Origin of the sequence: Streptococcus sp. 27098_8_22 (assembly GCF_041432415.1) — a bacterium.
GTDB lineage: Bacteria > Bacillota > Bacilli > Lactobacillales > Streptococcaceae > Streptococcus > Streptococcus pseudopneumoniae_M.
In genome coordinates this window covers 50,205-72,905 of record NZ_JAPVZP010000003.1, presented here as the reverse complement: position 1 = coordinate 72,905, position 22,701 = coordinate 50,205, and the positions used below count along the sequence as shown (strand labels likewise).

At 40.7% G+C, this 22,701-nt stretch carries 26 protein-coding genes; 23 read left to right on the top strand and 3 right to left on the bottom strand.

The window, feature by feature from the left end; genetic code table 11:
- Positions 1-105: 105 nt before the first annotated feature.
- From spx to O3633_RS05475, 7 genes are all read left to right on the top strand, one after another.
- Entirely contained in the window at positions 106-504 is a 399-nt protein-coding gene (spx, locus tag O3633_RS05505; RefSeq protein WP_000591164.1) for a transcriptional regulator Spx, read from the top strand.
- 66 nt (positions 505-570) lie between these two features.
- Positions 571-1,143, top strand: coding sequence for an SP0191 family lipoprotein (locus O3633_RS05500; RefSeq protein WP_061863674.1), 573 nt, complete (start codon positions 571-573; stop codon positions 1,141-1,143).
- 96 nt (positions 1,144-1,239) lie between these two features.
- Complete coding sequence (locus tag O3633_RS05495) at positions 1,240-1,506, top strand: IreB family regulatory phosphoprotein (protein ID WP_000507060.1); 267 nt, start codon at positions 1,240-1,242, stop codon at positions 1,504-1,506.
- 3 nt (positions 1,507-1,509) lie between these two features.
- The gene (gene ruvX / locus O3633_RS05490) at positions 1,510-1,929 is read left to right on the top strand and encodes a Holliday junction resolvase RuvX (protein WP_371620668.1); all 420 of its coding nucleotides are present in this window, start codon (positions 1,510-1,512) and stop codon (positions 1,927-1,929) included.
- A gap of 15 nt (positions 1,930-1,944) precedes the next feature.
- A complete protein-coding gene (locus O3633_RS05485; RefSeq protein WP_000017624.1) occupies positions 1,945-2,250 on the top strand; it encodes a DUF1292 domain-containing protein in 306 nt (101 codons plus the stop codon).
- 470 nt (positions 2,251-2,720) lie between these two features.
- Entirely contained in the window at positions 2,721-3,959 is a 1,239-nt protein-coding gene (locus O3633_RS05480; protein WP_371620667.1) for a bifunctional folylpolyglutamate synthase/dihydrofolate synthase, read from the top strand.
- Between the two features lie 95 nt (positions 3,960-4,054).
- Positions 4,055-4,492, top strand: coding sequence for an SP_0198 family lipoprotein (locus O3633_RS05475; protein WP_371620666.1), 438 nt, complete (start codon positions 4,055-4,057; stop codon positions 4,490-4,492).
- Between the two features lie 130 nt (positions 4,493-4,622).
- Here O3633_RS05475 and O3633_RS05470 read toward each other — a convergent pair whose 3' ends face one another.
- On the bottom strand, positions 4,623-5,435 hold the full coding sequence (locus O3633_RS05470; RefSeq protein WP_371620665.1) for a Cof-type HAD-IIB family hydrolase: 813 nt from the start codon (positions 5,433-5,435) through the stop codon (positions 4,623-4,625).
- Between the two features lie 196 nt (positions 5,436-5,631).
- Between O3633_RS05470 and O3633_RS05465 the strand changes: the two genes are divergently transcribed.
- The 7 genes from O3633_RS05465 to O3633_RS05435 all read left to right on the top strand — a co-directional run bounded on the left by O3633_RS05465 (position 5,632) and on the right by O3633_RS05435 (position 12,312).
- Positions 5,632-7,053, top strand: a complete 1,422-nt coding sequence (locus O3633_RS05465; RefSeq protein ID WP_371620664.1) for an NCS2 family permease — start codon at positions 5,632-5,634, stop codon at positions 7,051-7,053.
- A gap of 236 nt (positions 7,054-7,289) precedes the next feature.
- Entirely contained in the window at positions 7,290-7,733 is a 444-nt protein-coding gene (gene tsaE / locus O3633_RS05460) for a tRNA (adenosine(37)-N6)-threonylcarbamoyltransferase complex ATPase subunit type 1 TsaE (protein ID WP_371620663.1), read from the top strand.
- Entirely contained in the window at positions 7,723-8,244 is a 522-nt protein-coding gene (locus O3633_RS05455; protein ID WP_371620662.1) for a GNAT family N-acetyltransferase, read from the top strand. Before tsaE ends, O3633_RS05455 begins: the two co-directional genes overlap by 11 nt.
- 4 nt (positions 8,245-8,248) lie before the next feature.
- Positions 8,249-9,286, top strand: coding sequence for a glycopolymer--peptidoglycan transferase LytR (lytR, locus tag O3633_RS05450; RefSeq protein ID WP_049502894.1), 1,038 nt, complete (start codon positions 8,249-8,251; stop codon positions 9,284-9,286).
- Between the two features lie 79 nt (positions 9,287-9,365).
- Entirely contained in the window at positions 9,366-10,634 is a 1,269-nt protein-coding gene (locus O3633_RS05445; RefSeq protein ID WP_371620661.1) for a competence/damage-inducible protein A, read from the top strand.
- 41 nt (positions 10,635-10,675) lie between these two features.
- On the top strand, positions 10,676-11,830 hold the full coding sequence (gene recA / locus O3633_RS05440; RefSeq protein ID WP_049502853.1) for a recombinase RecA: 1,155 nt from the start codon (positions 10,676-10,678) through the stop codon (positions 11,828-11,830).
- Positions 11,831-12,117: 287 nt separating this feature from the next.
- On the top strand, positions 12,118-12,312 hold the full coding sequence (locus O3633_RS05435) for a PspC domain-containing protein (RefSeq protein WP_000415530.1): 195 nt from the start codon (positions 12,118-12,120) through the stop codon (positions 12,310-12,312).
- A gap of 200 nt (positions 12,313-12,512) precedes the next feature.
- On the opposite strand, the gene O3633_RS05430 is transcribed toward O3633_RS05435, so the two are convergent.
- Entirely contained in the window at positions 12,513-13,067 is a 555-nt protein-coding gene (locus O3633_RS05430; protein WP_371620660.1) for a GNAT family N-acetyltransferase, read from the bottom strand.
- Positions 13,068-13,176: 109 nt separating this feature from the next.
- On the opposite strand from O3633_RS05430, the gene O3633_RS05425 reads away from it, so the two are divergent.
- Together O3633_RS05425 and O3633_RS05420 are read left to right on the top strand one after the other, a co-directional pair.
- Complete coding sequence (locus tag O3633_RS05425) at positions 13,177-14,547, top strand: MATE family efflux transporter (protein WP_371620659.1); 1,371 nt, start codon at positions 13,177-13,179, stop codon at positions 14,545-14,547.
- Between the two features lie 97 nt (positions 14,548-14,644).
- On the top strand, positions 14,645-15,361 hold the full coding sequence (locus O3633_RS05420) for a YebC/PmpR family DNA-binding transcriptional regulator (RefSeq protein WP_000532896.1): 717 nt from the start codon (positions 14,645-14,647) through the stop codon (positions 15,359-15,361).
- 222 nt (positions 15,362-15,583) lie between these two features.
- On the opposite strand, the gene O3633_RS05415 is transcribed toward O3633_RS05420, so the two are convergent.
- Positions 15,584-16,258, bottom strand: a complete 675-nt coding sequence (locus O3633_RS05415) for a CD20-like domain-containing protein (protein WP_371620658.1) — start codon at positions 16,256-16,258, stop codon at positions 15,584-15,586.
- 207 nt (positions 16,259-16,465) lie between these two features.
- On the opposite strand from O3633_RS05415, the gene O3633_RS05410 reads away from it, so the two are divergent.
- The 7 genes from O3633_RS05410 (at position 16,466) to O3633_RS05380 (ending at position 22,604) form a co-directional block, all read left to right on the top strand.
- Positions 16,466-16,927, top strand: coding sequence for a MarR family winged helix-turn-helix transcriptional regulator (locus tag O3633_RS05410; RefSeq protein ID WP_371620657.1), 462 nt, complete (start codon positions 16,466-16,468; stop codon positions 16,925-16,927).
- Positions 16,911-18,680, top strand: coding sequence for an ABC transporter ATP-binding protein (locus tag O3633_RS05405; protein WP_371620656.1), 1,770 nt, complete (start codon positions 16,911-16,913; stop codon positions 18,678-18,680). The genes O3633_RS05410 and O3633_RS05405 overlap by 17 nt, the downstream gene beginning before the upstream one ends.
- On the top strand, positions 18,670-20,430 hold the full coding sequence (locus O3633_RS05400; RefSeq protein ID WP_371620655.1) for an ABC transporter ATP-binding protein: 1,761 nt from the start codon (positions 18,670-18,672) through the stop codon (positions 20,428-20,430). Before O3633_RS05405 ends, O3633_RS05400 begins: the two co-directional genes overlap by 11 nt.
- 67 nt (positions 20,431-20,497) lie before the next feature.
- Positions 20,498-20,854, top strand: a complete 357-nt coding sequence (locus tag O3633_RS05395; protein ID WP_371620654.1) for a DUF2200 domain-containing protein — start codon at positions 20,498-20,500, stop codon at positions 20,852-20,854.
- Positions 20,855-20,856: 2 nt separating this feature from the next.
- Positions 20,857-21,360, top strand: coding sequence for a phosphatase PAP2 family protein (locus tag O3633_RS05390; RefSeq protein ID WP_371620653.1), 504 nt, complete (start codon positions 20,857-20,859; stop codon positions 21,358-21,360).
- A gap of 118 nt (positions 21,361-21,478) precedes the next feature.
- Positions 21,479-21,925, top strand: a complete 447-nt coding sequence (locus O3633_RS05385) for a LytTR family DNA-binding domain-containing protein (RefSeq protein ID WP_004250544.1) — start codon at positions 21,479-21,481, stop codon at positions 21,923-21,925.
- Positions 21,926-21,929: 4 nt separating this feature from the next.
- A complete protein-coding gene (locus tag O3633_RS05380; RefSeq protein WP_049502863.1) occupies positions 21,930-22,604 on the top strand; it encodes a LiaF transmembrane domain-containing protein in 675 nt (224 codons plus the stop codon).
- Positions 22,605-22,701 lie beyond the last annotated feature (97 nt).

Here is a 22,701-nt window from a genome sequence, read left to right as displayed (position 1 = left end):
ATTGCCAAAAAAGTTAAAATTTTTTAAAAATAGGTCGCAAGTCCGATGTTTTTTATGGTATAATAGTCTAAACTGATAGTAACATGTAGCGAAAGGGGTAGGTACATGATCAAAATTTATACAGTCTCAAGTTGTACTAGCTGTAAAAAAGCGAAGACCTGGCTCAATGCCCACCAGTTAAGTTATAAAGAACAAAACCTCGGTAAGGAAGGAATTTCGAGAGAAGAACTACTTGATATTTTGACAAAAACAGACAATGGAATTGCAAGTATCGTATCATCGAAAAATCGTTATGCAAAGGCCCTTGGTGTTGATATCGAAGATTTGAGTGTGAATGAAGTGCTCAACCTGATTATGGAAACACCACGTATCTTGAAAAGTCCGATTCTTGTAGATGAGAAACGCCTACAAGTCGGCTATAAAGAAGACGATATCCGTGCCTTTTTGCCACGCTCTGTCCGTAATGTGGAAAATGCAGAAGCGCGCTTACGTGCGGCTCTATAAAACATCAAGGCTAGGAGTGACTCCTGGCCTTCTCTAATATTTAAATTGGATAACATGTGAGGATTTATGAAAAAGTTAGTCATTGGAACATTCGCAGCACTATTTTTGCTCGTTGGATGTGGTCAGAAAAAAGAAACAGTAGCTTCAACTACTGAGAGTTCTCAGGAAGCTCTACAGTCTACCTTGCCCGTATTAGAAAATGCAACCAAGAATACAGTTGTTACCAAGACCTTGGTTTTGCCAGCTGATGAGAGTGGAGCACAGCAAACTCAAATCATTACTTACAAAGGCAATCAATTTTTAAGCTTGACCATTCAGCAGAAACGTCCTGTATCAGAAGATTTAAAAAATTATATTTCTGAACGTGGATTAGACGAAGCTAAAAAAGCTCTTAAAGAAGCTGAGGACAAGGATGAGTCTGTTCAAGCAGCTCGAAAAATTTCAGGCTTTACCATTGAAACGACTCTTTTAAATGAGAAAGAAATGGAAACCAAGACTAGCTATGATTTCCAAACGATGGATATTAAAAAAGCCAGTGAAAACGAATACTTGAAGAATGTTGGACTGGAAAATCTATTGAAAAACGAACCAGAGGACTATATCGCAAATCGTGTTGCAAATGGGGCAACAGTCCAGTAAAAAGTCAGAGAAAATCAGCAGAATCAGACTGTGTGATTTGTAGAACGACCGCGAATGTGCTATAATAGTACTATTCTAAGGAAAGAGGGTGTTAGAATGGGATTTACTGAAGAAACCGTACGTTTTAAATTGGACGATTCCAATAAAAAAGAAATCAGTGAAACATTGACAGATGTCTATGCTTCTTTGAATGAAAAGGGCTATAACCCTATTAACCAGATCGTGGGCTATGTTCTCAGTGGAGACCCAGCTTACGTTCCTCGTTATAACAATGCACGAAATCAAATCCGTAAGTATGAGCGAGATGAAATCGTTGAAGAATTGGTTCGCTACTACCTTAAAGGACAAGGAGTCGATCTATAATCTATGAGAATTATGGGATTGGACGTTGGCTCCAAAACGGTAGGTGTAGCAATTAGCGATCCGTTAGGGTTTACAGCACAAGGGCTCGAAATCATCCAAATCAATGAAGATCAAGGAGAGTTCGGCTTTGAACGACTCAAGGAATTGGTTGAAGCCTATAAAGTGGAGCGTTTTGTTGTTGGATTACCTAAAAACATGAACAATACCAGTGGACCGCGGGTAGAAGCCAGTCAAGCCTATGGGGCCAAACTAGAAGAACTCTTTGGTCTACCAGTAGAGTATCAAGATGAACGCCTAACTACGGTCGCTGCAGAGCGTATGTTGATTGAGCAAGCGGATATTAGTCGTAATAAGCGTAAAAAAGTTATTGATAAACTAGCCGCTCAGTTGATTTTGCAAAATTATTTAGATAGAAAATTTTAAGACAGAGGAGAAACTATGTCACACGATCACAACCACGATCACGAAGAACGTGAACTTATTACACTTGTAGATGAGCAAGGAAACGAAACTTTGTTTGAAATCCTTTTGACCATTGACGGAAAAGAAGAATTTGGTAAAAACTATGTTCTTCTTGTACCAGTTAACGCAGAAGAAGATGAAAACGGCGAAGTCGAAATCCAAGCATATTCATTCATCGAAAATGAAGATGGAACAGAAGGTGAATTGCAACCAATCCCTGAAGATTCAGAAGATGAATGGAACATGATTGAAGAAGTCTTCAACAGCTTTATGGAGGAGTAAAAACGTTCGGGGAACGTTTTTAGCCTTACGCTAAAAATAAAGACCGTAAGTAAGTCTGGTAGACTGTATCAGCCCAGTTCCTTGAAATAAGAGAGAACTGGTGACTCTAGTGGATGTTTTTACCCCAACTCCCAGAAACTGGAGAGAGTTGGAACGTCCAGTGGACGTTTTTAGCCTGACGCTAAAAATAAAAACCGTCAGTAAGTTCGGGATATGTTTTTACCCCAACTCCTAGAAACTGGAGAGAGTTGGATCATCCGGGGGATGTTTTTACTCCTGCTTCTAGAAATAAGAAAAAGCAGGAACGTTCGGGGAACGTTTTTACCCCAACTCCCAGAAATTGGAAAGAGTTGGTAAGGCCGGGGGACTTTTTTAGCCCGTATTGAAATAAAATATAGCTAAGTACTAGCTAATTCAGTGAAAAGCGAAGAGAATCTTCGCTTTTTTGTTAAGGATTAAGGAGATTAAGCGTGTTTGAAGTAGAAAAATGGCTTCATAGTCGAATCGGTTTGAATTTTAGATCAGGTTTGGGGCGAATGCAGAAGGCAGTAGATTTGTTGGGAAATCCTGAGGAATCTTACCCCATTATCCATGTTACAGGAACTAATGGCAAGGGGTCAACCATTGCCTTTATGAGAGAACTCTTTGTTTCTCATGGTAAGAAGGTGGGGACCTTTACTTCACCCCATATTGTTAGCATCCATGATCGGATTTGTATCAATGGTCAACCCATATCGGACGCAGACTTTATCCGTTTGGCAAATCAAGTTAAGGAAATGGAGCAAAGGCTTCTAGAAACCCACGATCAGCTATCTTTTTTTGAATTGTTAACTGTGATTGCTTTGCTTTATTTTAAAGAACAAGGGGTGGATCTAGTTTTATTAGAAGTTGGAATTGGTGGCTTGCTTGACACGACCAATGTGGTGACTGGAGAGATTGCAGTTATTACTTCAATCGGCCTAGATCATCAGGAGACCTTGGGCAATAGTCTGGAAGAAATCGCTAAACAGAAAGCAGGAATTTTTAAGCCAGAAAGAGCAGCAGTGATTGCAAACTTAGCTCCTGAAGCCCAGCTCGTTTGTCAAAAGATAGCAGAAGATTTAGATGTAACTCTCTACCAAGCTGACCGAGATTTTTCTTTCAAATCAGGAAATTTTTCTTCTTTTCTAGCGGATTTGACCCAATTAAAACTAGGATTGGAAGGAGCTTATCAAGAGGAAAATGCCGCCCTTGCTTTGCAGGCATTTCTGTTGTTTATGACAGAGAGAGGTGAAAAGGTCAATGAGAAAGCTGTCCGGTTTGCTCTGAAAACAACCAGCTGGGCTGGGAGGCTAGAAGTTGTTACGGAGCATACCTATCTGGATGGAGCCCATAATCTACCAGCTTTAGAACGATTGGTTGAATTTATCCAGGAAAAAATTCAGCAAGGATATCAACCTAAAATCCTTTTTGGAGCTTTAAAGCGTAAAGATTACAGTGGCATGTTGGCTTATCTGACCGATCATTTGCCTGATACAGCTCTCTATGTGACGAGCTTTGACTATCAAGGGTCTTTGGAGGAGGAAGATTTGAGTGACTATCATAGAGTTGCTTCCTATCGAGACTTTATAGATGATTTTGAAAAGTCTGCAGGTGAGAAAGACTTACTGTTTGTTACAGGTTCCCTCTATTTTATATCTGAAGTTCGTGCCTACCTTATAAAAACATAGTTGCTTGATTGACCTTGTTTCCTTTATTTGATATAGTATAAGTAGAATAGTTCTGCAGTTTTTCTGCCTTTAGCTCCTGAAAGAAAGGAGACATTATGTCACTAAAAAAATTTACACTTTCTCTTGCTACTGTGGCAAGTCTTAGTCTCTTAACTGCTTGTTCGTCAACAACGAAGCCGGCGCCGTCATCCCAAGCAAGCTCTAGCTCTGAAGCGAGCACTAGTCAAGTATCAGAAACCAGTGCTTCTAGTTCTACTACTAGTGCAAAGACTGACACAACTACTAATATAGATGGGACCTACAAGGGACAAGACGAGGGTGATAGCATTACTCTTGTAGTCACTGGAAATACCGGAACGTGGACAGAAGTTGAAGCGAACGGAGATAAAGAGGTGAAGAAGGTGACCTTCGAACCAGAAAGTCAGAGAGTCTTTATTGGAGACGATATCAAGATTTATGTGGCAGAAGAGAACCAGATTATTATTGATGACATGGACCGTGAGGCTTCAGATCGTATCGTTTTAAAGAAATAGACATCATTTGTTGGGATTTGGATCTGTAAAAGACGGATTCAAATCCTTTTTTCATTGACTTTGAGCTCAAAAAAAATTCCATACTTTTAAGGTCGCTAATGTCTACCCAAAAAGTATAGAATGAGTGAAATTAAAGAAATCGTTCCTGTAAAAAGTGAGCGACGCCATCTTCTTCGTTGGTCAATGGTAATTGCTCGTCTGCGAAAGGTAACAGAGCAGGATTTGCGTTTTTCATAGCATAGCCTTTACCTGCAAAAGAAAGCATTTCTTGGTCATTGTGTTCGTCACCAAAAGCAATCAAATTCTGTTTGTCCATATTCATGACATTGAGAAGATATTCAAGGGCAAAGGCCTTGTGAACTCCTTTGGGAGTACATTCAAGGATATTTAAGGGACCACCCCAAGTATTAATATTGAGTTGGTGCTTGTAAAAGCTGTTCATCTCTTCAGCCAGTGCATATTTATCGTCTGCCCTAGTTTGTAATAAAATACAGTTAGGCCCCTTGGTCACTAAATCAGACTGGAATTGATTTTCAGGGAGAAAGTTTTCAACACCAAATAATTTAGGGTTGGCAATTTCTTTGTCTGGAGCCGTAATGTAAAACTTTTTACGGTATTCACCTGCGATAAAGTCTGCCTCAATCTCCTCTTTTCGTTTCACAATATCCAAGAGGTATTTTTTGTCCACAGTCAGACACTTTTCATGTTTCCAAGTCTTACCTGGCAGATGAGTGAGTGAACCGTTGAAGTTGATCATAGGGGTTTCAAGTTCAAGTTGATCATAAAAATCTTTGGCCATACGGTAAGGGCGACCAGTTGCGATAACAACTTGGTGGCCTTTTTTAGAGATTTTCTTAATCGTTTCAATAGTAAAATCAGAAAGTTTGCTTTCAGAGTTGAGTAAGGTTCCGTCCAAATCGACGGCAATCATTTTTTTAGTCATAAAATCCTCCCGAATCTAGTTTCAGATAAGATGTTTTCTATTATATCAGAAAGTGACTAGAAAAGCTGATAATAAGCGAAAATAGGAAGAATAATATCTCATAAGAATTTTTAAAATTAGAAAAAACATCTTGAAAAGATGAATGATTGGTGATATAATGGTAGTATTGTTCGTAAAATGACAAAGGAGATTAAAAATGGACAAACTATTTAAACTAAAAGAGCACGGGACAGATGTCCGTACAGAGGTTCTTGCTGGTTTAACAACTTTCTTTGCAATGAGTTATATTCTCTTTGTAAACCCTCAAATGCTTTCACAAACAGGAATGCCTGTTCAAGGTGTGTTCTTGGCTACAATCATTGGTTCTGTTGTGGGGACTTTGATGATGGCCTTCTATGCTAACTTACCATATGCGCAAGCTCCAGGTATGGGACTCAATGCCTTCTTCACATTTACCGTCGTATTTGGGATGGGCTATACTTGGAAAGAAGCACTTGGGATGGTCTTTATTTGTGGAGTTATTTCACTGATAATTACATTGACCAAAGTTCGTAAAATGATCATTGAGTCTATTCCTACAACTCTTCGTTCAGCGATTTCAGCTGGTATTGGGGTTTTCCTTGCTTATGTTGGGATTAAGAATGCTGGTCTCTTGAAATTCTCGATTGACCCGGGTACTTATACAGTAGCAGGTGAAGGAGCAGATAAGGCTCAAGCAGCACTTACTGCAAACTCAGCAGCTGTTCCAGGATTGGTAGACTTCAACACTCCAGCTGTCTTGGTAGCTCTTGCAGGTCTTGCCATTACTATCTTCTTCGTTGTTAAGGGGATCAAAGGCGGTATCATCCTTTCTATCTTAACAACGACAGTCCTTGCTATTGCGGTTGGTCTTGTTAATTTGTCAGGAATCGATTTTGCTAGCAACAATCTTTCAGCAGCAGTTAACGACCTAGGAACTTTATTTGGTGCTGCTCTTGGTTCAGAAGGATTGGGATCTCTGATTTCAAACACCTCTCGTTTGCCAGAAACCTTGATGGCCATTCTTGCTTTCTCATTGACAGATATTTTTGATACTATCGGTACTCTTATTGGTACTGGTGAAAAAGTTGGTATCATTGCGACAAGTGGTGAAAACCACGAATCAGTTAAATTGGATAAGGCTCTTTACTCTGACTTGGTTGCAACTTCAGTAGGTGCCATTGCAGGTACTTCAAACGTTACGACTTATGTTGAGTCTGCAGCGGGTATCGGTGCTGGTGGGCGTACTGGTTTGACAGCTTTGGTTGTTGCCATCTGTTTTGCTCTATCAAGCTTCTTTAGCCCACTTCTAGCAATTGTTCCAACAGCTGCAACAGCACCAATTTTGATCATCGTTGGAATTATGATGCTCTCTAACTTGAAAAACATTCCTTGGGATGATATGGCTGAAGCTGTTCCAGCTTTCTTCACATCTATCTTTATGGGATTCAGCTACTCAATCACACAAGGGATTGCCGTTGGTTTCTTAACTTATACTTTGACGAAGGTTGTCAAAGGTCAAGTGAAAGATGTGCATGTCATGATTTGGATTTTGGATGCCTTGTTTATCTTGAACTACATCAGTATGGCTCTTAACTAATGACAAAAACTAAAAAAAGCTAAATTCCCAAACTAAGTTCCACAGCTAATCCAAGTGGAAGTTAGTCTGATAAAAATCGTAAAAACCAGTGGAAATCCGTTTTAGACTAATTTCCACTTTGGTCAGAAAAGTGGAAGTTACTTTGAGAAGTTACCAAAAACTAAAAAAGAGGGGAGTCTCCCCTTTTTTTGTTGATGGAAATATCACAAAATAAAACTTTTTGGTATAATAAGTACATGTACACAAAAAATGAAGATGAGTTGATTGCACTTGGGGAAAAGCTAGGGCACTTGTTAGAAAAAAATGATGTATTGATTTTGACTGGTGAATTAGGTGCTGGGAAAACAACACTAACAAAAGGTCTAGCTAAAGGATTGGACATTCATCAAATGATTAAGAGTCCTACCTATACCATTGTTCGAGAATATGAAGGACGTCTACCCCTGTATCACTTGGATGTTTATCGTATCGAAGGGGATGCAGATTCTATCGATTTGGACGAATTTCTTTTTGGTTCAGGTGTAACGGTTATTGAGTGGGGACATCTATTGGGTGAGGATCTTCCAGCTGACTATCTAGAATTAGAAATCCTTAAAGATGATGAGGGCCGTGAAGTTATCTTTCATACCCACGGTCAAAGGGCGACAGAACTTTTGAAAGGATTGACGGATGGAGTATGATCTTTTAATCCGTGAAGCGGAAACCCAGGATGCTTCAGAAGTCATTGCTCTCTTAGATCAAATTGGTCAAGAGTCTAATTTTACTAGTCTGGATGAAAACGGGATTGCAATGAGTGGGTCTGAGATGCAACATTTTTTGGATAAGCAGGCCCAGTCGGATAATCAAATTACCCTACTCGCTTTTTTGACTGATGAGTTAGTAGGAATCATCAATATAACAGCTGATCAACGTCCGCGAGTCCGTCATATTGGAGATGTCTTTTTAGGAATAAAAAAAGCTTACTGGGGAAATGGTCTCGGTAGTGTCCTGATGGAAGAAGCTATTGAATGGGCCAAATCAAGTGGAAGTATTCGACGTCTACAATTGACAGTTCAAAAAAGAAATCTTGCTGCGGTGCATCTGTATGAAAAAATGGGTTTTATCATAGAAGGATTACAGGAACGTGGTGCTTGTATAGAAGGAGGAGAGTTTCTAGATGTTTACCTGATGGGTCAACTGATAGATGAATAAAAGTATGGCAAAAAAGATAATCGGAATGTTTTTAGGCTTTGTTCTTGTGACAGTACTTGGTGTGGGAGCTTATGCCTATACGATCTACCAACAGAGTACACAGACTTTGGCTAAAACCTATAAAAAAATCGGTGAAGAAACCAAGGTCATTGAAGCGACCGAACCTCTGACGATTTTACTTATGGGCGTGGACACAGGGAATGTTGAACGTACAGATCCATGGGCTGGTAATAGTGATTCAATGATCTTGGTGACGGTGAATCCTAAAACTAAGAAGACAGTCATGATGAGTTTAGAGCGAGATATTCTCACACAAATCCAGCAGCCAGATGGTAGTGTAATAGAGGCTAAACTCAATGCTGCCTATGCCAATGGTGGAGCAGAGTTGTCTATTTCAACGATTCAAAAAATGATGAATATCCATATCGACCGCTATGTGATGGTCAATATGCATGGACTTCAAAGAATGGTTGATGCTGTGGGTGGTATTACAGTGAACAACACTCTAGGTTTCCCAATCTCTATCCAAGATCAGGAACCATTTAATACGATTTCTATCGGTGTTGGCGAACAGAAGCTAAATGGTGAAGAAGCCCTTGTTTATTCACGTATGCGTTATCAGGATCCAGAAGGAGACTATGGTCGTCAAAAACGCCAGCGTGAAGTGATTCAAAAAGTTGTCGAGAAGATTCTTAGTTTGAATAGTGTGAGTCACTATCAAGAGATTCTGAAGGCTCTTAGCGATAATATGCAGACAAATATCGAAATTACAACGACAACGATTCCTCAGTTGATGGGTTATCAAGATTCATTTAAAAATATTGAGTCTCAACAATTGCGTGGAGAGGACGCAATGCTTCAAGGGACATCTTACCAAATCGTGACATCTGAGCATATGTTAGAGATGCAAAATCTTTTACGCCGTTCGCTCGGGCAACCAGAGGTTACGAATTTGGAGACTAATGTAGTCTTGTATGAGAATCTTTATGGTCAGGGTCAGTTGCCTCAATCTACTAGTGTTGCAGTAGAAGAATTAGAATAATAGGAAACTATTCATCAAATCGTAGGAATTATCCTGCGATTTTTTCAAAGAAATCCGAATAGGTAAGTAGGAGGAAAAAATGAAAGCAGAAATTATAGCTGTTGGAACAGAGATTTTGACAGGTCAGATTGTCAATACCAATGCGCAATTCTTGTCTGAAAAGTTGGCTGAAATCGGTGTAGATGTCTATTTTCAGACGGCCGTAGGAGATAACGAGGCTCGTCTCTTATCCTTGTTAGAAATTGCTCAGAATCGCAGTAGTCTAGTTATTTTAACAGGTGGCTTGGGGCCAACGGAAGATGATTTGACCAAGCAAACTTTAGCCCAATTTTTAGGACGTAACTTGACTTTTGATCCTCAGGCTCAGGCTAAGCTGGATGACTTTTTTGCTCACCGACCAGACTATGCTAGAACTCCAAATAATGAACGCCAGGCTCAAATTGTTCAAGGTTCAACTCCATTACCAAACGAAACAGGGCTAGCAGTAGGTGGCATGATTGAAGTGGCTGGGTTAACCTACGTCGTTCTACCAGGTCCTCCAAGTGAATTGAAACCTATGGTCTTAAATGAGCTGCTTCCGAGATTGACAACGGGCTCTAAACTCTATTCACGTGTGCTGCGTTTCTTTGGGATTGGCGAGAGCCAGTTAGTGACCATTCTATCAGATTTAATTGACCAGCAGACAGATCCAACCTTAGCACCTTATGCTAAAACTGGGGAAGTGACCCTTCGCATATCGACCAAGGCTAAGAGTCAAGAAGAAGCGGATCGTGTTCTAGATACTCTAGAACAAAAAATCCTTGAAAGAGAAACCTTTGAGGGTGTTTTACTTCGAGAAATTTGCTATGGCTATGGGGAAGAAACCAGCTTGGCTAGCCTGGTAGTAGAAGAGTTGAAAAAGCAAAAGAAAACCATTACCGCAGCAGAAAGCTTGACTGCAGGTCTTTTTCAAGCTACTTTGGCAGATTTTTCAGGTGTATCTGCTATTTTTAAAGGTGGTTTTGTGACTTATAGCCTTGAAGAAAAAGCAAAAATGCTTGATATTCCACAGGCTGAATTGGAAAAATATGGAGTTGTATCGGCTTTTACTGCTGAAAAAATGGCTGAACAGGCGCGCATCAAAACCCAGTCAGATTTTGGAATTAGTTTGACAGGAGTGGCTGGACCAGACAGCCTAGAAGGACATCCAGCAGGTACAGTCTTTATCGCTTTGGCACAAGCTTCGGGTACAGAAGTTATCCAGGCAAATATCGCAGGTAGAAGTAGAGCAGATGTGCGAGAAATTGCAGTCCTACATGCCTTTAACCTAGTTCGCAAAGCTTTATTAAGTGCTGGAGATTTGTTATAATAGAAGAAGGTCTTAGGACTATTAGAATATAGGAGAACAAAATGGCGAAAAAACCAACAAAAAAATTAGACGAAATTGGCAAAAAATTTGGTGCTGATCGTGAAAAAGCCTTGAACGATGCCCTTAAATTAATTGAAAAAGACTTTGGTAAGGGATCAATCATGCGCTTGGGTGAACGTGCAGAGCAAAAAGTCCAAGTGATGAGTTCAGGATCTTTGGCTCTGGATATTGCTCTTGGATCAGGTGGTTATCCAAAGGGACGTATTATTGAAATCTACGGACCAGAGTCATCAGGTAAGACAACAGTAGCCCTTCATGCGGTAGCGCAAGCCCAAAAAGAAGGCGGAATTGCTGCCTTTATCGATGCAGAGCACGCTCTTGATCCAGCCTATGCAGCAGCGCTTGGAGTTAATATCGATGAATTGCTCTTGTCACAACCAGACTCAGGGGAGCAAGGTCTTGAAATTGCTGGGAAATTGATTGACTCAGGTGCGGTTGACCTTGTTGTTATCGACTCAGTTGCAGCTCTTGTGCCTCGTGCGGAAATCGATGGTGATATCGGAGATAGCCACGTTGGTCTTCAAGCTCGTATGATGAGCCAGGCTATGCGTAAACTCGGGGCTTCTATTAACAAGACAAAGACAATTGCTATCTTCATCAACCAATTGCGTGAAAAAGTAGGGGTTATGTTTGGTAATCCAGAAACAACTCCTGGTGGACGTGCTCTTAAATTTTACGCTTCTGTCCGTTTGGATGTTCGTGGAAGCACACAAATCAAGGGAACTGGTGACCAAAAAGATACGAGCGTAGGTAAGGAAACCAAGATTAAGGTTGTTAAAAACAAGGTAGCTCCACCATTTAAAGAAGCCTTTGTTGAAATCATGTATGGTGAAGGGATTTCAAGAACTGGTGAGCTTTTGAAGATTGCAAGTGATCTTGACATCATCAAGAAAGCAGGAGCATGGTACTCTTATAAAGACGAAAAGATCGGACAAGGTTCTGAAAATGCTAAGAAATACTTGGCGGATCACCCAGAAATTTTTGACGAGATTGACCACCAAGTTCGTGTCAAGTTTGGCTTGATTGAAGATGATGCAGTGGCCGATGAAAAAGTTGCACCTGTGGAATCAGAAGTAGCTAATCAAGAAGTGACTCTTGACCTTGGCGATGATCTTGAAATCGAAATTGAAGATTAAAAAGTAAAAGTGGTGGAGGGATCCCCACTTTTTCTGTTATCGTGGACTAATACTCAATGAAAATCAAAGAGCAAACTAGGAAGCGATCCGCAGGCTGTACTTGAGTACGACAAGGCGAAGCTGACGTGGTTTGAATTTGATTTTCGAAGAGTATAAAGAACTGAAACAATGAGAGTATATAGTTTGCTAAAACTAGCATCTTCTGATAAAAAGTAGAAAGACTATTAAAAAAGATTTGATTTGATGATAAAATAAATTAAAAGAAAAATTAGTATAAGGAGATTCTTATGGAAAAACGTTTAGTTCGTAATGTTCAAGATAAAAAAATTGCAGGTGTTTGTGCAGGTCTTGCCGACTATTTTGATATTGACCCTACTCTGGTTCGTGCACTTTGGATCCTCTTCACTTTGTTAGGTGGTTCAGGAGTGCTTGCTTATATCATTCTATGGGTTATTATGCCAGAAGCTGGAACAGAAGCGTAAACTTAGTGCATCTTTATAAGATAAATCATGATAAGGCTGGGACAAAATTGTTTCAGCCTTATTTATGATGTGCTGGGGAAAGTTTTGTCAAATTTTCATCTTATTTCGGAATCACAAAAAATCACCTGCGACAGGTGATTGTATATTGGTTACAGAGAAAATTACAAATCTTTAATGGAGACTCAAGGTTGCTATCCAGACTAGTGTTCACTAAAGCGACGGTACTCGATGTGGAAGTCAAAGTAATTTTCTTCTTGTAATTTTTGGAAGATATCACGGTAGGCTTCTTCATCAAAGTGGTCGCCACGATATAGAATCTCAAAACTAAGACCTTCGTACTCCAAAAAAGCATTGGCTGTTTTGAAGCCATTTTGTTGATAGAAGCTCATGCGAGCTTTTCGCTGTTCGAGGTTATCGCATTCCTCATCCAAACGTTCAACTTCAAGAATCATGGTACGCTGGTAAAAATCAATCAGTTTTTCAATAATTTCTCTCCCGTAGCCATGACTGCGGAGATGGGGCATAATAGCAAAAAAGCTGATGTAGAATGCTTTTTGATTGGCAATAGCAAAAGCGAAGCCAACAAATTCTTCCTCGTTATAAAAAGCGAAAAAGTGAGCGTCATCCCTATCTTGGTAACGTAAAAATTCATCCAAAGGTACCCTTTCTTCTTCAGGAAAAGCTTCCTTGTTTAATTGGTCAACTTTTTCAAGATCTGGGAATACATCTGTAATTAATTGGCTGGTTAAGGTCATACCTAACCTCCTTTTCTGTTATGATTATACCAGATTGTCTGTATATAGGCAACGCTTTCTTATCCAAACTCTCTTGTTCCCCTACTAGAAAGCTGATATAATAAGCCTTATGAATAAAAAATCAACGGTGGACTTGATTTATGGTCCCATCCTTCCCGCGCTACTTAGTTTCGCATTCCCGATTTTACTGTCCAATATTTTTCAGCAACTTTATAATACGGCTGATATTTTGATTGTTGGACGTTTTCTAGGGCCAGACTCTTTGGCGGCTGTTGGGGCAACAACGGCTATCTTTGACTTGATTATCGGTTTTGCTCTCGGAGTTGGCAATGGAATGGGAGTGGTGATTGCCCGCTATTATGGAGCCCGTAACTTTTCGAAGATTAAAGAAGCTGTCGCAGCCACTTGGATCTTAGGAGCCCTTTTAAGTGTGATTGTTATGACGATAGGCTTTTTCGGCCTCTATCCACTTCTCCAATATCTGGAAACTCCTACAGAGATTCTCCCCCAGTCTTATGAATACATCTCAATGATTGTCAGTTGTGTGGGAGTTAGCTTTGCTTATAATCTCTTTGCAGGATTACTACGCTCGATTGGTGATAGCCTTGCGGCGCTTGCCTTTCTTGTCTTTTCAGCCATTGTTAACGTCATTCTAGATTTGTATTTTATTACACAACTGCAGTTAGGTGTTCAATCTGCTGGTCTTGCAACCATCATCTCGCAAGGTTTGTCCGCTATTCTCTGTTATTTCTATATCCGAAAAAGTGTTCCAGATCTTCTTCCAGAACTTAAACATTTCAGGTGGAATAAGGATCTCTATGTCGATCTCTTGGAGCAGGGGCTAGCTATGGGCTTGATGGGTTCAATCGTCTCTGTCGGAAGTGTTATTTTGCAATCCTCAGTCAATAGTTTTGGAGCAGTCATTATCAGTGCTCAGACGGCAGCACGCCGAATCATGGCCTTTGCCTTATTGCCAATGACGGCTATTTCAGCCTCTATGACCACATTTATCTCTCAAAACTTTGGGGCAAAACGTCCAGAACGTATTGTTCACGGTCTTCGACTAGGGAGTTATATCAGTATGGCTTGGGCGAGCTTTGCCTGTATTTTCCTATTTTTTGCAAGTCCTACTCTAGTTTCTTTCCTGGCAAGTTCGACAGACGGCTACTTGATTGAAAATGGGACTTTATACCTACGCATCAGTTCTGTATTCTATCCATTTTTGAGTCTTTTATTGATCTATAGAAATAGCTTACAAGGGCTAGGTCAAAAGTTCCTACCTCTCGTATCTAGCTTTATCGAGTTATTTGGGAAAATCGTGTTTGTGGCTTGGATTATTCCTTGGACAGGCTATACAGGTGTGATTCTATGTGAGCCCCTTCTCTGGCTAGTTATGACTGCTCAACTTTACTTCTCACTTTCCAAACATCCATGGATCAAAGAAGGCAAGAAAATCTTGGTTGCTGGTGGGAAATCCTAGCTTGATTTACAAAAGAAAAATCCATTTCCTCTAGTGAAAATCAGGTAGACTTGTGTTATAATAAGAAAGATTAAAATGTGAAAAAAGGAGATTCCTAATGGGACGTAAATGGGCCAATATCGTAGCTAAGAAAACAGCTAAAGATGGAGCTAACTCTAAAGTATATGCAAAGTTTGGTGTAGAAATCTATGTAGCAGCTAAAAAAGGTGAACCAGATCCAGAACTAAACACTGCTTTGAAATTCGTTATCGATCGTGCCAAACAAGCGCAAGTGCCAAAACACGTTATTGATAAGGCTATCGATAAAGCAAAAGGAAACACAGACGAAACCTTTACAGAAGGTCGTTACGAAGGTTTCGGACCAAATGGTTCTATGTTGATCGTTGATACTTTGACTTCAAACGTTAACCGTACAGCTGCCAACGTGCGTGCTGCCTTTGGTAAAAACGGCGGAAATATGGGAGCTTCAGGTTCTGTATCTTATCTCTTTGACAACAAGGGTGTTATCGTATTTGCAGGTGACGATGCTGATGCTATTTTTGAACTCTTGCTTGAAGCAGATGTTGATGTAGATGATGTAGAAGCAGAAGAAGGAACAATCACTGTCTACACTGCACCAACTGACCTTCACAAGGCTATCGTTGCTTTGCGTGAGTCTGGTATTGAAGAATTCCAAGTAACTGAATTGGAAATGATTCCTCAATCAGAAGTTGAGTTGTCAGGTGAAGATTTGGAAACATTTGAAAAACTCTACGGAGTCCTTGAAGACGACGAAGACGTACAAAAAATCTACACAAACGTAGACGGATTCTAAGAATAAAAATAACCCCTTTGAAAATTCAATATTTTCAAGAGGTTTGTTTATCTTGTGATGACAAAAGGGGCAAGAAAGAGACAAAAATCTCTTTTGCCCAAAACGTTATTAGTTATCTATAATCGTCCATAATCCAATGGATTGTGGAAATATCGTGGTGCTGGGATTTAGAGATCGAGACTTGGTCTACCGATTGCTATTCCCAGCACCTTTTTAGTTATGTTAAATTTTCACTCCAGAATCAAATTGTTCTTTGCGATCTAGTCCGATGGCGAATTTACGGATCAGAAGAAACTGGCCATTTTCTTGTTTTACGAAGGTGAGCACAACTGTCTTAGGATCTGAACTGATGGAGAGATAGGTGATTCTTTTTATTTCATAGTCTCCCATAATTGAATCTGTTTCTGAATCTGGGATTCCGTGTTTCCTGATAATATCTTTGTAGTTGCTGCCTCCCTTCCCGCTATCAGAAGTGTCCCCTTCTACCAAGGCATCGAACTGTTCCTGACTCCAAGTGAAGAATTCGGTATCCTCTTCGTCATCTTCCTCAGCTGTACTACTATCAGGAAGTTCATCATACTCCCCAGCATTAGTTGAAAAAGTGATGTTTCTATAGGGGTGACTAAAGGTTCTGGCAAGGTCAGTAAAGATATTAGTAGATAGAACTTGAGTTATCAAAACAATGACAATGGAAATAACACCTAAGGTTGTTCCAATAATAGCCAATGTTTTACGGTTTCTGAGATTGAGGACAATGCCAAAAATTCCTAAAATCAAAGAGGCAATGGCAAGGAAAAATGATAGGATGTTTACAATAGGTATCCAAGAACCAAGAAGGGCCAGGGTTCCAAAGATGATGGCAAGGATTCCTAAGATTTTCTGTTCTTTTTGCTTCATTTGTGAATGACTCATTTCTAGTAAACTGGATTTGTGTTCGTGTGAGATAGTGTTTATTATAGATAAAATAAGAGCTGATGTCAATTTATACCGAGATAGTTCCCATAGAAACTTTTTTCTTGACATCTTTTCTGAAAATGATAAAATAGTTCTCATGGAAACTTAATTGTTCTCAAGAGAACTATTTTTATTTAGAAGGGAGATAGCATGGATAAACCGATGTTGGTCTTTAAACGTTTTGGTCACCAGTTACATCTGATGGTACAAAAGGAAGCCAAGCGTTGTGGTATTGAATTTATGGGTGGTCCGCAAGGGCAGGTCATTCGTTTTTTAGATCGTCGTGAGCATGAACAAGAATTAACACTCATCAAGGATATTGAACAAGAATTCAAGATTACCAAGTCAGTTGCTAGTAATTTGGTCAAGCGTATGGTGCAAAATGGTTTGGTAGAGTTGGAGGTGAGTCCAAGTGATAAACGGGCGAAATTTGTTCATTTGACCGAAAAATCACGCTCTCAGATGAAACAAATCAAATCATTCTTTGATCGAATGAACCGTAGTTTGCTTGATGGCATTTCCAAAGAGAATCTCGCTATTTTTGAAGAAGTCATGGGCCAACTACAAGCAAATGTAGAAAAAATAGGAGGTAAGAATGAAGAAACTCGCTAAGCGTATCACAGGAAAAGAGTGGGGCATGATTCTAATAACTGTTCTCTTTACCTGTTGCTCGGTCTATCTAGAGTTAGAAGTACCGACTTACGTTTCAAAAATAACAGAATTACTCGGAACGCCAGGTACGGAGTTGGGAGACCTTTGGCCGCCAGCAACTAAGATGATGGGTTTGTCATTCTTAGCCTTCCTATCATCTGTAACAGTTGGATTTTTTGCCGCTCGAGTTGCAGCATCCTATACGGCTCATCTACGAAGCGATATTTTTAATCGTGTTTTGGATTACTCCCAGACAGAAATTAAACGTTTTTCAATTCCCAGTCTATTGACTCGGACGACTAATGATATCACGCAGATTCAGATGCTCTTTACCATGGGACTTCAGGTAGTCACTCGCGGACCAATCATGGCATTCTGGGCTATTGGGAAAATTCTTGGCAAGTCAGAGTACTGGATTTGGGCAGTAGTGGTGGCAGTCATTGTCAATGTTCTGATGACAACTGTCTTGATGACTTTGGCCTTTCCTAAACAATCTGTCATCCAAAAATTGACAGATAAACTCAATAGCATCACCCGTGAAAGTTTGACTGGGATTCGGGTTGTTCGTGCTTACAATGCTGAGGATTACCAAGATAAGAAATTTGAAGAAGCCAATGATGAAGTCACACGACTCAATCTCTTTGTCAGTCGCTTAATGGCCATTATGAATCCTATTATGATGGCGATTTCTAGTGGCTTGGTCCTTGCCATTTACTGGATTGGTGCTTATCTTATCAACGACGCTAGCTTGACAGAGCGTCTACCCCTCTTTAGCGATATGGTGGTCTTCATGTCCTATGCTATGCAAGTGGTAATGGGCTTCTTACTCATGGGTGCTCTCTTTATCGTCTTGCCTCGTACCTTGGTTTCTGCAGGTCGTATCAATCAAGTCTTGGACCTTCATTCCACTATTGAAAATCCTAGTCACCCACAGACAGCAAACTCTTCTGTAATTGGTCAAGTGGAATACCGCGACGTAACCTTCCGCTACTCTAAAAACTCAGAAGCAGTAGTGGAACATGTCAGCTTCAAGGCAGAAGCAGGGCAAACCATTGCCTTTATCGGCTCAACTGGTTCTGGTAAATCGACGCTTGTGAATCTCTTACCTCGTTTTTACGATGTGTCAGATGGAGAAATCTTGGTGGACGGCGTCAATGTGCAAGATTATGACTTAGAAGACTTGCGTAATAAAGTTGGCTATATCCCTCAAAAAGCTGTGCTCTTTTCTGGAGATGTTAAGGGCAATCTCGACTTTGGTAAGAGTCAAGAAAGGCCACTAAGTGAGACGGCCATGTGGCAAGCTCTGGAATTGGCCCAGTCTAAAAACTTTATCGAGGATAAGGAAGCAGGTCTTGACTCAGAAGTGGCTCAAGGTGGGACCAATTTCTCAGGTGGACAGAGACAACGTTTGGCCATTGCACGCGCCTTGGCTCGTAAACCAGAGATTCTCATTTTTGATGATTCATTCTCAGCCTTGGACTATAAGACCGATCGTATCTTGCGTCAAGTATTAGCTGAAAAAACACAATCCATGACCAAGTTAATCGTTGCCCAACGCATTTCAACCATTATGGATGCAGACCTAATCTTAGTCTTGGATCAAGGTAAAGTCGTGGGACAAGGCACCCACAAGGAACTTCTTGCAAGCAATGAAGTTTACCAAGAAATTGCCTATTCACAACTATCGAAGGAGGAATTGGAACATGGAAAATAAGAAAATGTCCTTATGGAAACAGTGTAGACCTTTTCTAGCAGGTCTCCAACTTCCCCTACTAATCGCAGTTGTGGCGGCTATATGTTCAAGTATTATAACGGTTTATGGACCAACTAAGATCAAAGAAATTACCAATTTGATTTCAGATGGGTTAATGACAGAGATTGACCTAGAGGCTGTCTCAAGTATTGCTAGCTTTTTGGTTATCCTCTATGTGCTTGGGATTATCCTGAACTATACGCAAGCCTACATTTTTTCAACTAGTATCCAACATTTCTCAAAACGTTTGCGGACAGCTATTGCTGAGAAAATCAATCGCTTGCCACTTGCTTATTTTGACCGTCATTCTCAAGGGGACACCCTTTCTCGTGTGACTAATGACGTTGATACAGCAGCTCAGTCTCTTAACCAAAGCCTTGGGACAGTTCTTTCAGCTAGCTTCTTGCTAATCGCTGTTTTGATTACCATGTTCGGCATGAACTGGATTTTGGCATTGGTAACAGTTGTTTCAACCCTTGTAGGTTTTGCTGCGGTTTCAGTGATTATGGCTAAGTCACAGGGTTACTTTAAAGCCCAACAAAACAACCTAGCAGCTGTAAACGGCTATGTGGAAGAAATGTACTCTGGCCACAATGTGGTGACCAGCTATAATGCTGTGGATACCACTAAAGAAACATTCGCAGGATTGAATCAAGACCTACATGATAGTATCTGGAAATCTCAGTTTATTTCAGGGATCATGATGCCCGCTATGTTCTTTGTCGGAAACTTTAGTTATGTTTTGGTTGTTATCGTCGGTGCTGCCTTGGCTCTTGAAGGCCATATCAGTATTGGGATTATCGTAGCTTTTATGGTTTATGTTCGTACCTTCTCACAACCCTTATCACAAATTGCTCAAGGGATTACCAGCTTGCAACAGGCTAGTGCAGCTATGACTCGTGTTTTTGAGTTTCTAGGAGAAGCTGAGATGGAAGACGAATCTCATAAGGAAACACAATTGTCTGGTATGAAGGGTGAAGTAGTCTTTGATCAAGTTTCCTTTGGTTACACACCTGAGCGAACCATCATTCATGACTTTTCTGCGACAGCTCATGCAGGGCAAAAGATTGCCATTGTTGGACCAACTGGAGCTGGGAAGACGACCATTGTTAATCTCTTGATGAAGTTCTATGAGATTGATAAGGGAAGCATTCGCATTGATGGTGTGGATACCAAGTCTATGAAACGTTCAGAAGTACACGATGCCTTCTCAATGGTCTTGCAGGATACTTGGCTCTTTGAAGGAACCATTCGTGATAATCTTATCTACAACCAAACAGGGATTAGTGATGAACGAATGATTGAAGCAGCCAAAGCAGTAGGGATCCACCACTTTATCACAACCTTACCTGATGGATACGATACTGTTTTGGATGATACAGTGACCTTGTCAGTCGGGCAGAAACAACTCTTGACCATTGCTCGTGCTCTGCTCAAGGATGCTCCGCTCTTGATTTTGGACGAAGCAACATCCTCAGTCGATACTCGTACGGAGGAGTTGATTCAAAAGGCTATGGACCGTTTGATGGAGGGACGCACATCCTTTGTTATTGCCCATCGCTTGTCAACGATCCGCAATGCTGACTTGATTCTGGTCATGAAAGATGGAAATATCATCGAGCAAGGCAATCATGAGGAACTCATGGCTCAAGGTGGTTTCTATGCCGACCTCTACAATAGTCAATTTATAGAAGACCAAGTAGAAGAATAGTAATTCAAAAGAAGGCTTGACGGCCTTCTTTTTCTTCTTTATACTGGTATAATAGAAAGAGGAGAGTATGAGTCAGAAATTATACAATATGAAATTCTCTGCGGTCTATCAAGCCTTGAGCGCAAAGGTTGAGCGAAAGGGTGGAAGGGCAGAGTCCGTTCACCAAGTGACCAGTTGGCTAACAGGTTATGAAGTGAGTGACATCCTTGCTTGTCTGGATAGGGACCTTACCTACGGAGATTTTTTTCGACAGGCACCGTCTTATGTGCCTGAACGGATGGCGATTACAGGGAAGATTTGTGGGATTCGTATTGAGGAAATTGACGATCCTCTGATACAGGAAATCCGCCGTCTGGACAAATTAGTAGACTGGCTTGCCAAGGGGAAAACAGCCCAGCAGGTCCTAGAAAAGTATGAGAAATAGATATGAAAAACTATCAAGAGTGGTACGATAAAAGGAAATCAAGTCTCCTTCAACATCCACAGCTATTACACTTGATGCGAGTTTTTAATCGCATGATGACAGTTCTGATGCCCTTAGCTTACTTGACCTTGTTGGGAACAAACTTTGTAAGTAAAGGGATCGGGAAAGACCTTTCTGCCTATATTTTGGTGCCAGCTTTTGGCTTTGTCCTATTGACATTAGTTCGTAAGTGGATCAATCAACCGCGTCCTTATGAGACTTGGGAAATTGTCCCGCTACTAGATAAAGACAGCTCTGGGAATTCAATGCCCAGCCGCCATGTTTTTTCGGCAACCATTATCTCCATGGCTTGCCTGCATGCAAATCTACCTGCAGGGTTGATGTTATTGGTCTTGTCAGCTTTTCTCGGCTTTGTGCGGGTTTTAGGTGGTGTTCATTATCCCAAGGATGTCTTAGTCGGCTATGCCTGTGGTCTAATCTGGGGAATTCTTTTCTTTATTTTTTGAAATTCAAAGCAAGTGGGCTTGGCCTCGTAACCACTTACAGGTCAAAAGTGACCACTTGCTTTTTTGCCCTTGTAAAGTCTTTTAGGCTTTGGTATAGTAGATGCAGAAAGGAGATAGGATGAAGTTACGAATCGAGATTGATAGTGAATTAACTGAGACAGAGATTGTCATCAAGGCTGCAGCCCTGACAGATGAGATAGCTGACTTGCAACGACTCTTGCAAGAAACCAAGGCTCCTAGGTTGATCTTTTATAAGGGGACGGGTGAATATTACTTAGACTTGGCAGAAATCCTCTTCTTTGAGACGGAAGGTAGCAAGATTTACGCCCATACCCAGAAAGAGGCCTACGAGGTTCGGCTCAAGCTTTATGAGTTAGAGTCCATCCTGCCACGCTATTTCAGTCGGGTATCCAAGTCGACCATTGCCAATATCCGGCAAGTTTACTCGGTTGACAAGTCCTTCTCAGGGACAGGCACTATTTCCTTTTATCAAACCCACAAGGAGGTTCACGTGTCACGGCACTATCAATCCCTCCTAAAAGAAAATCTAAGAAACATGAGGTAAGAACATGAAAAAGAAAGCATTTGGTATTGTGTTGCTAGTATTGGCAGCTTTAGTGTTATTGCAGGGGAATTTTGGAATCCCTTCTCTGGGAGGGCACATTTGGCCTTTGATTGGTATTGGATTTTTTGCCTACCAATCAATTGAGGCTTTGCTTCGTCGTCATCTGACATCAGCCTCTTTTACAGCTCTAGTGGCCCTCATGATTGCTAATCATTTTTATGACATTTTACCGATTCCCAATCAGTCATTGTTCTGGGCAAGTATTTTAATCGTAATGGGTGTCAGCGCACTCACTCATTCTAACAGAACTTGGAATGGAAAAAAATGGTGGTATGACGGTGAAAAGACCATTCTGACAGACAAGGAAGTCGCTTTTGGGGCGGGTACATTTTACAAGCAAGACCAAGAATTGGTAGAAGATGAGTTTGAGGTCGGTTTTGGGAATGCCAAAATCTATTATGACAATGCAGAGATGTTAGGTGATTTTGCTACTCTGAATATCGAAGTCGGTTTTGGGAATGCGGTTATCTACGTGCCTCAACACTGGAGAGTAGATCTAAAGGTGGAAACTTTTTGTGGTGCGGCCAAGGCAGATGCTCCTGTAGCCCCAACCAGCAAAACTTTGATTATCCGTGGGGACGTTGCTTTTGGGAAATTAGGAGTTGTTTACGTTAAATAAAAAAATCTTCCAATCCCCTTGCCAAAAAAGAGAAAGTGTGATAACATAGTACAGTATGTGGTGCTAGCACATCCGCTATATTAGATCTAATAGGAGG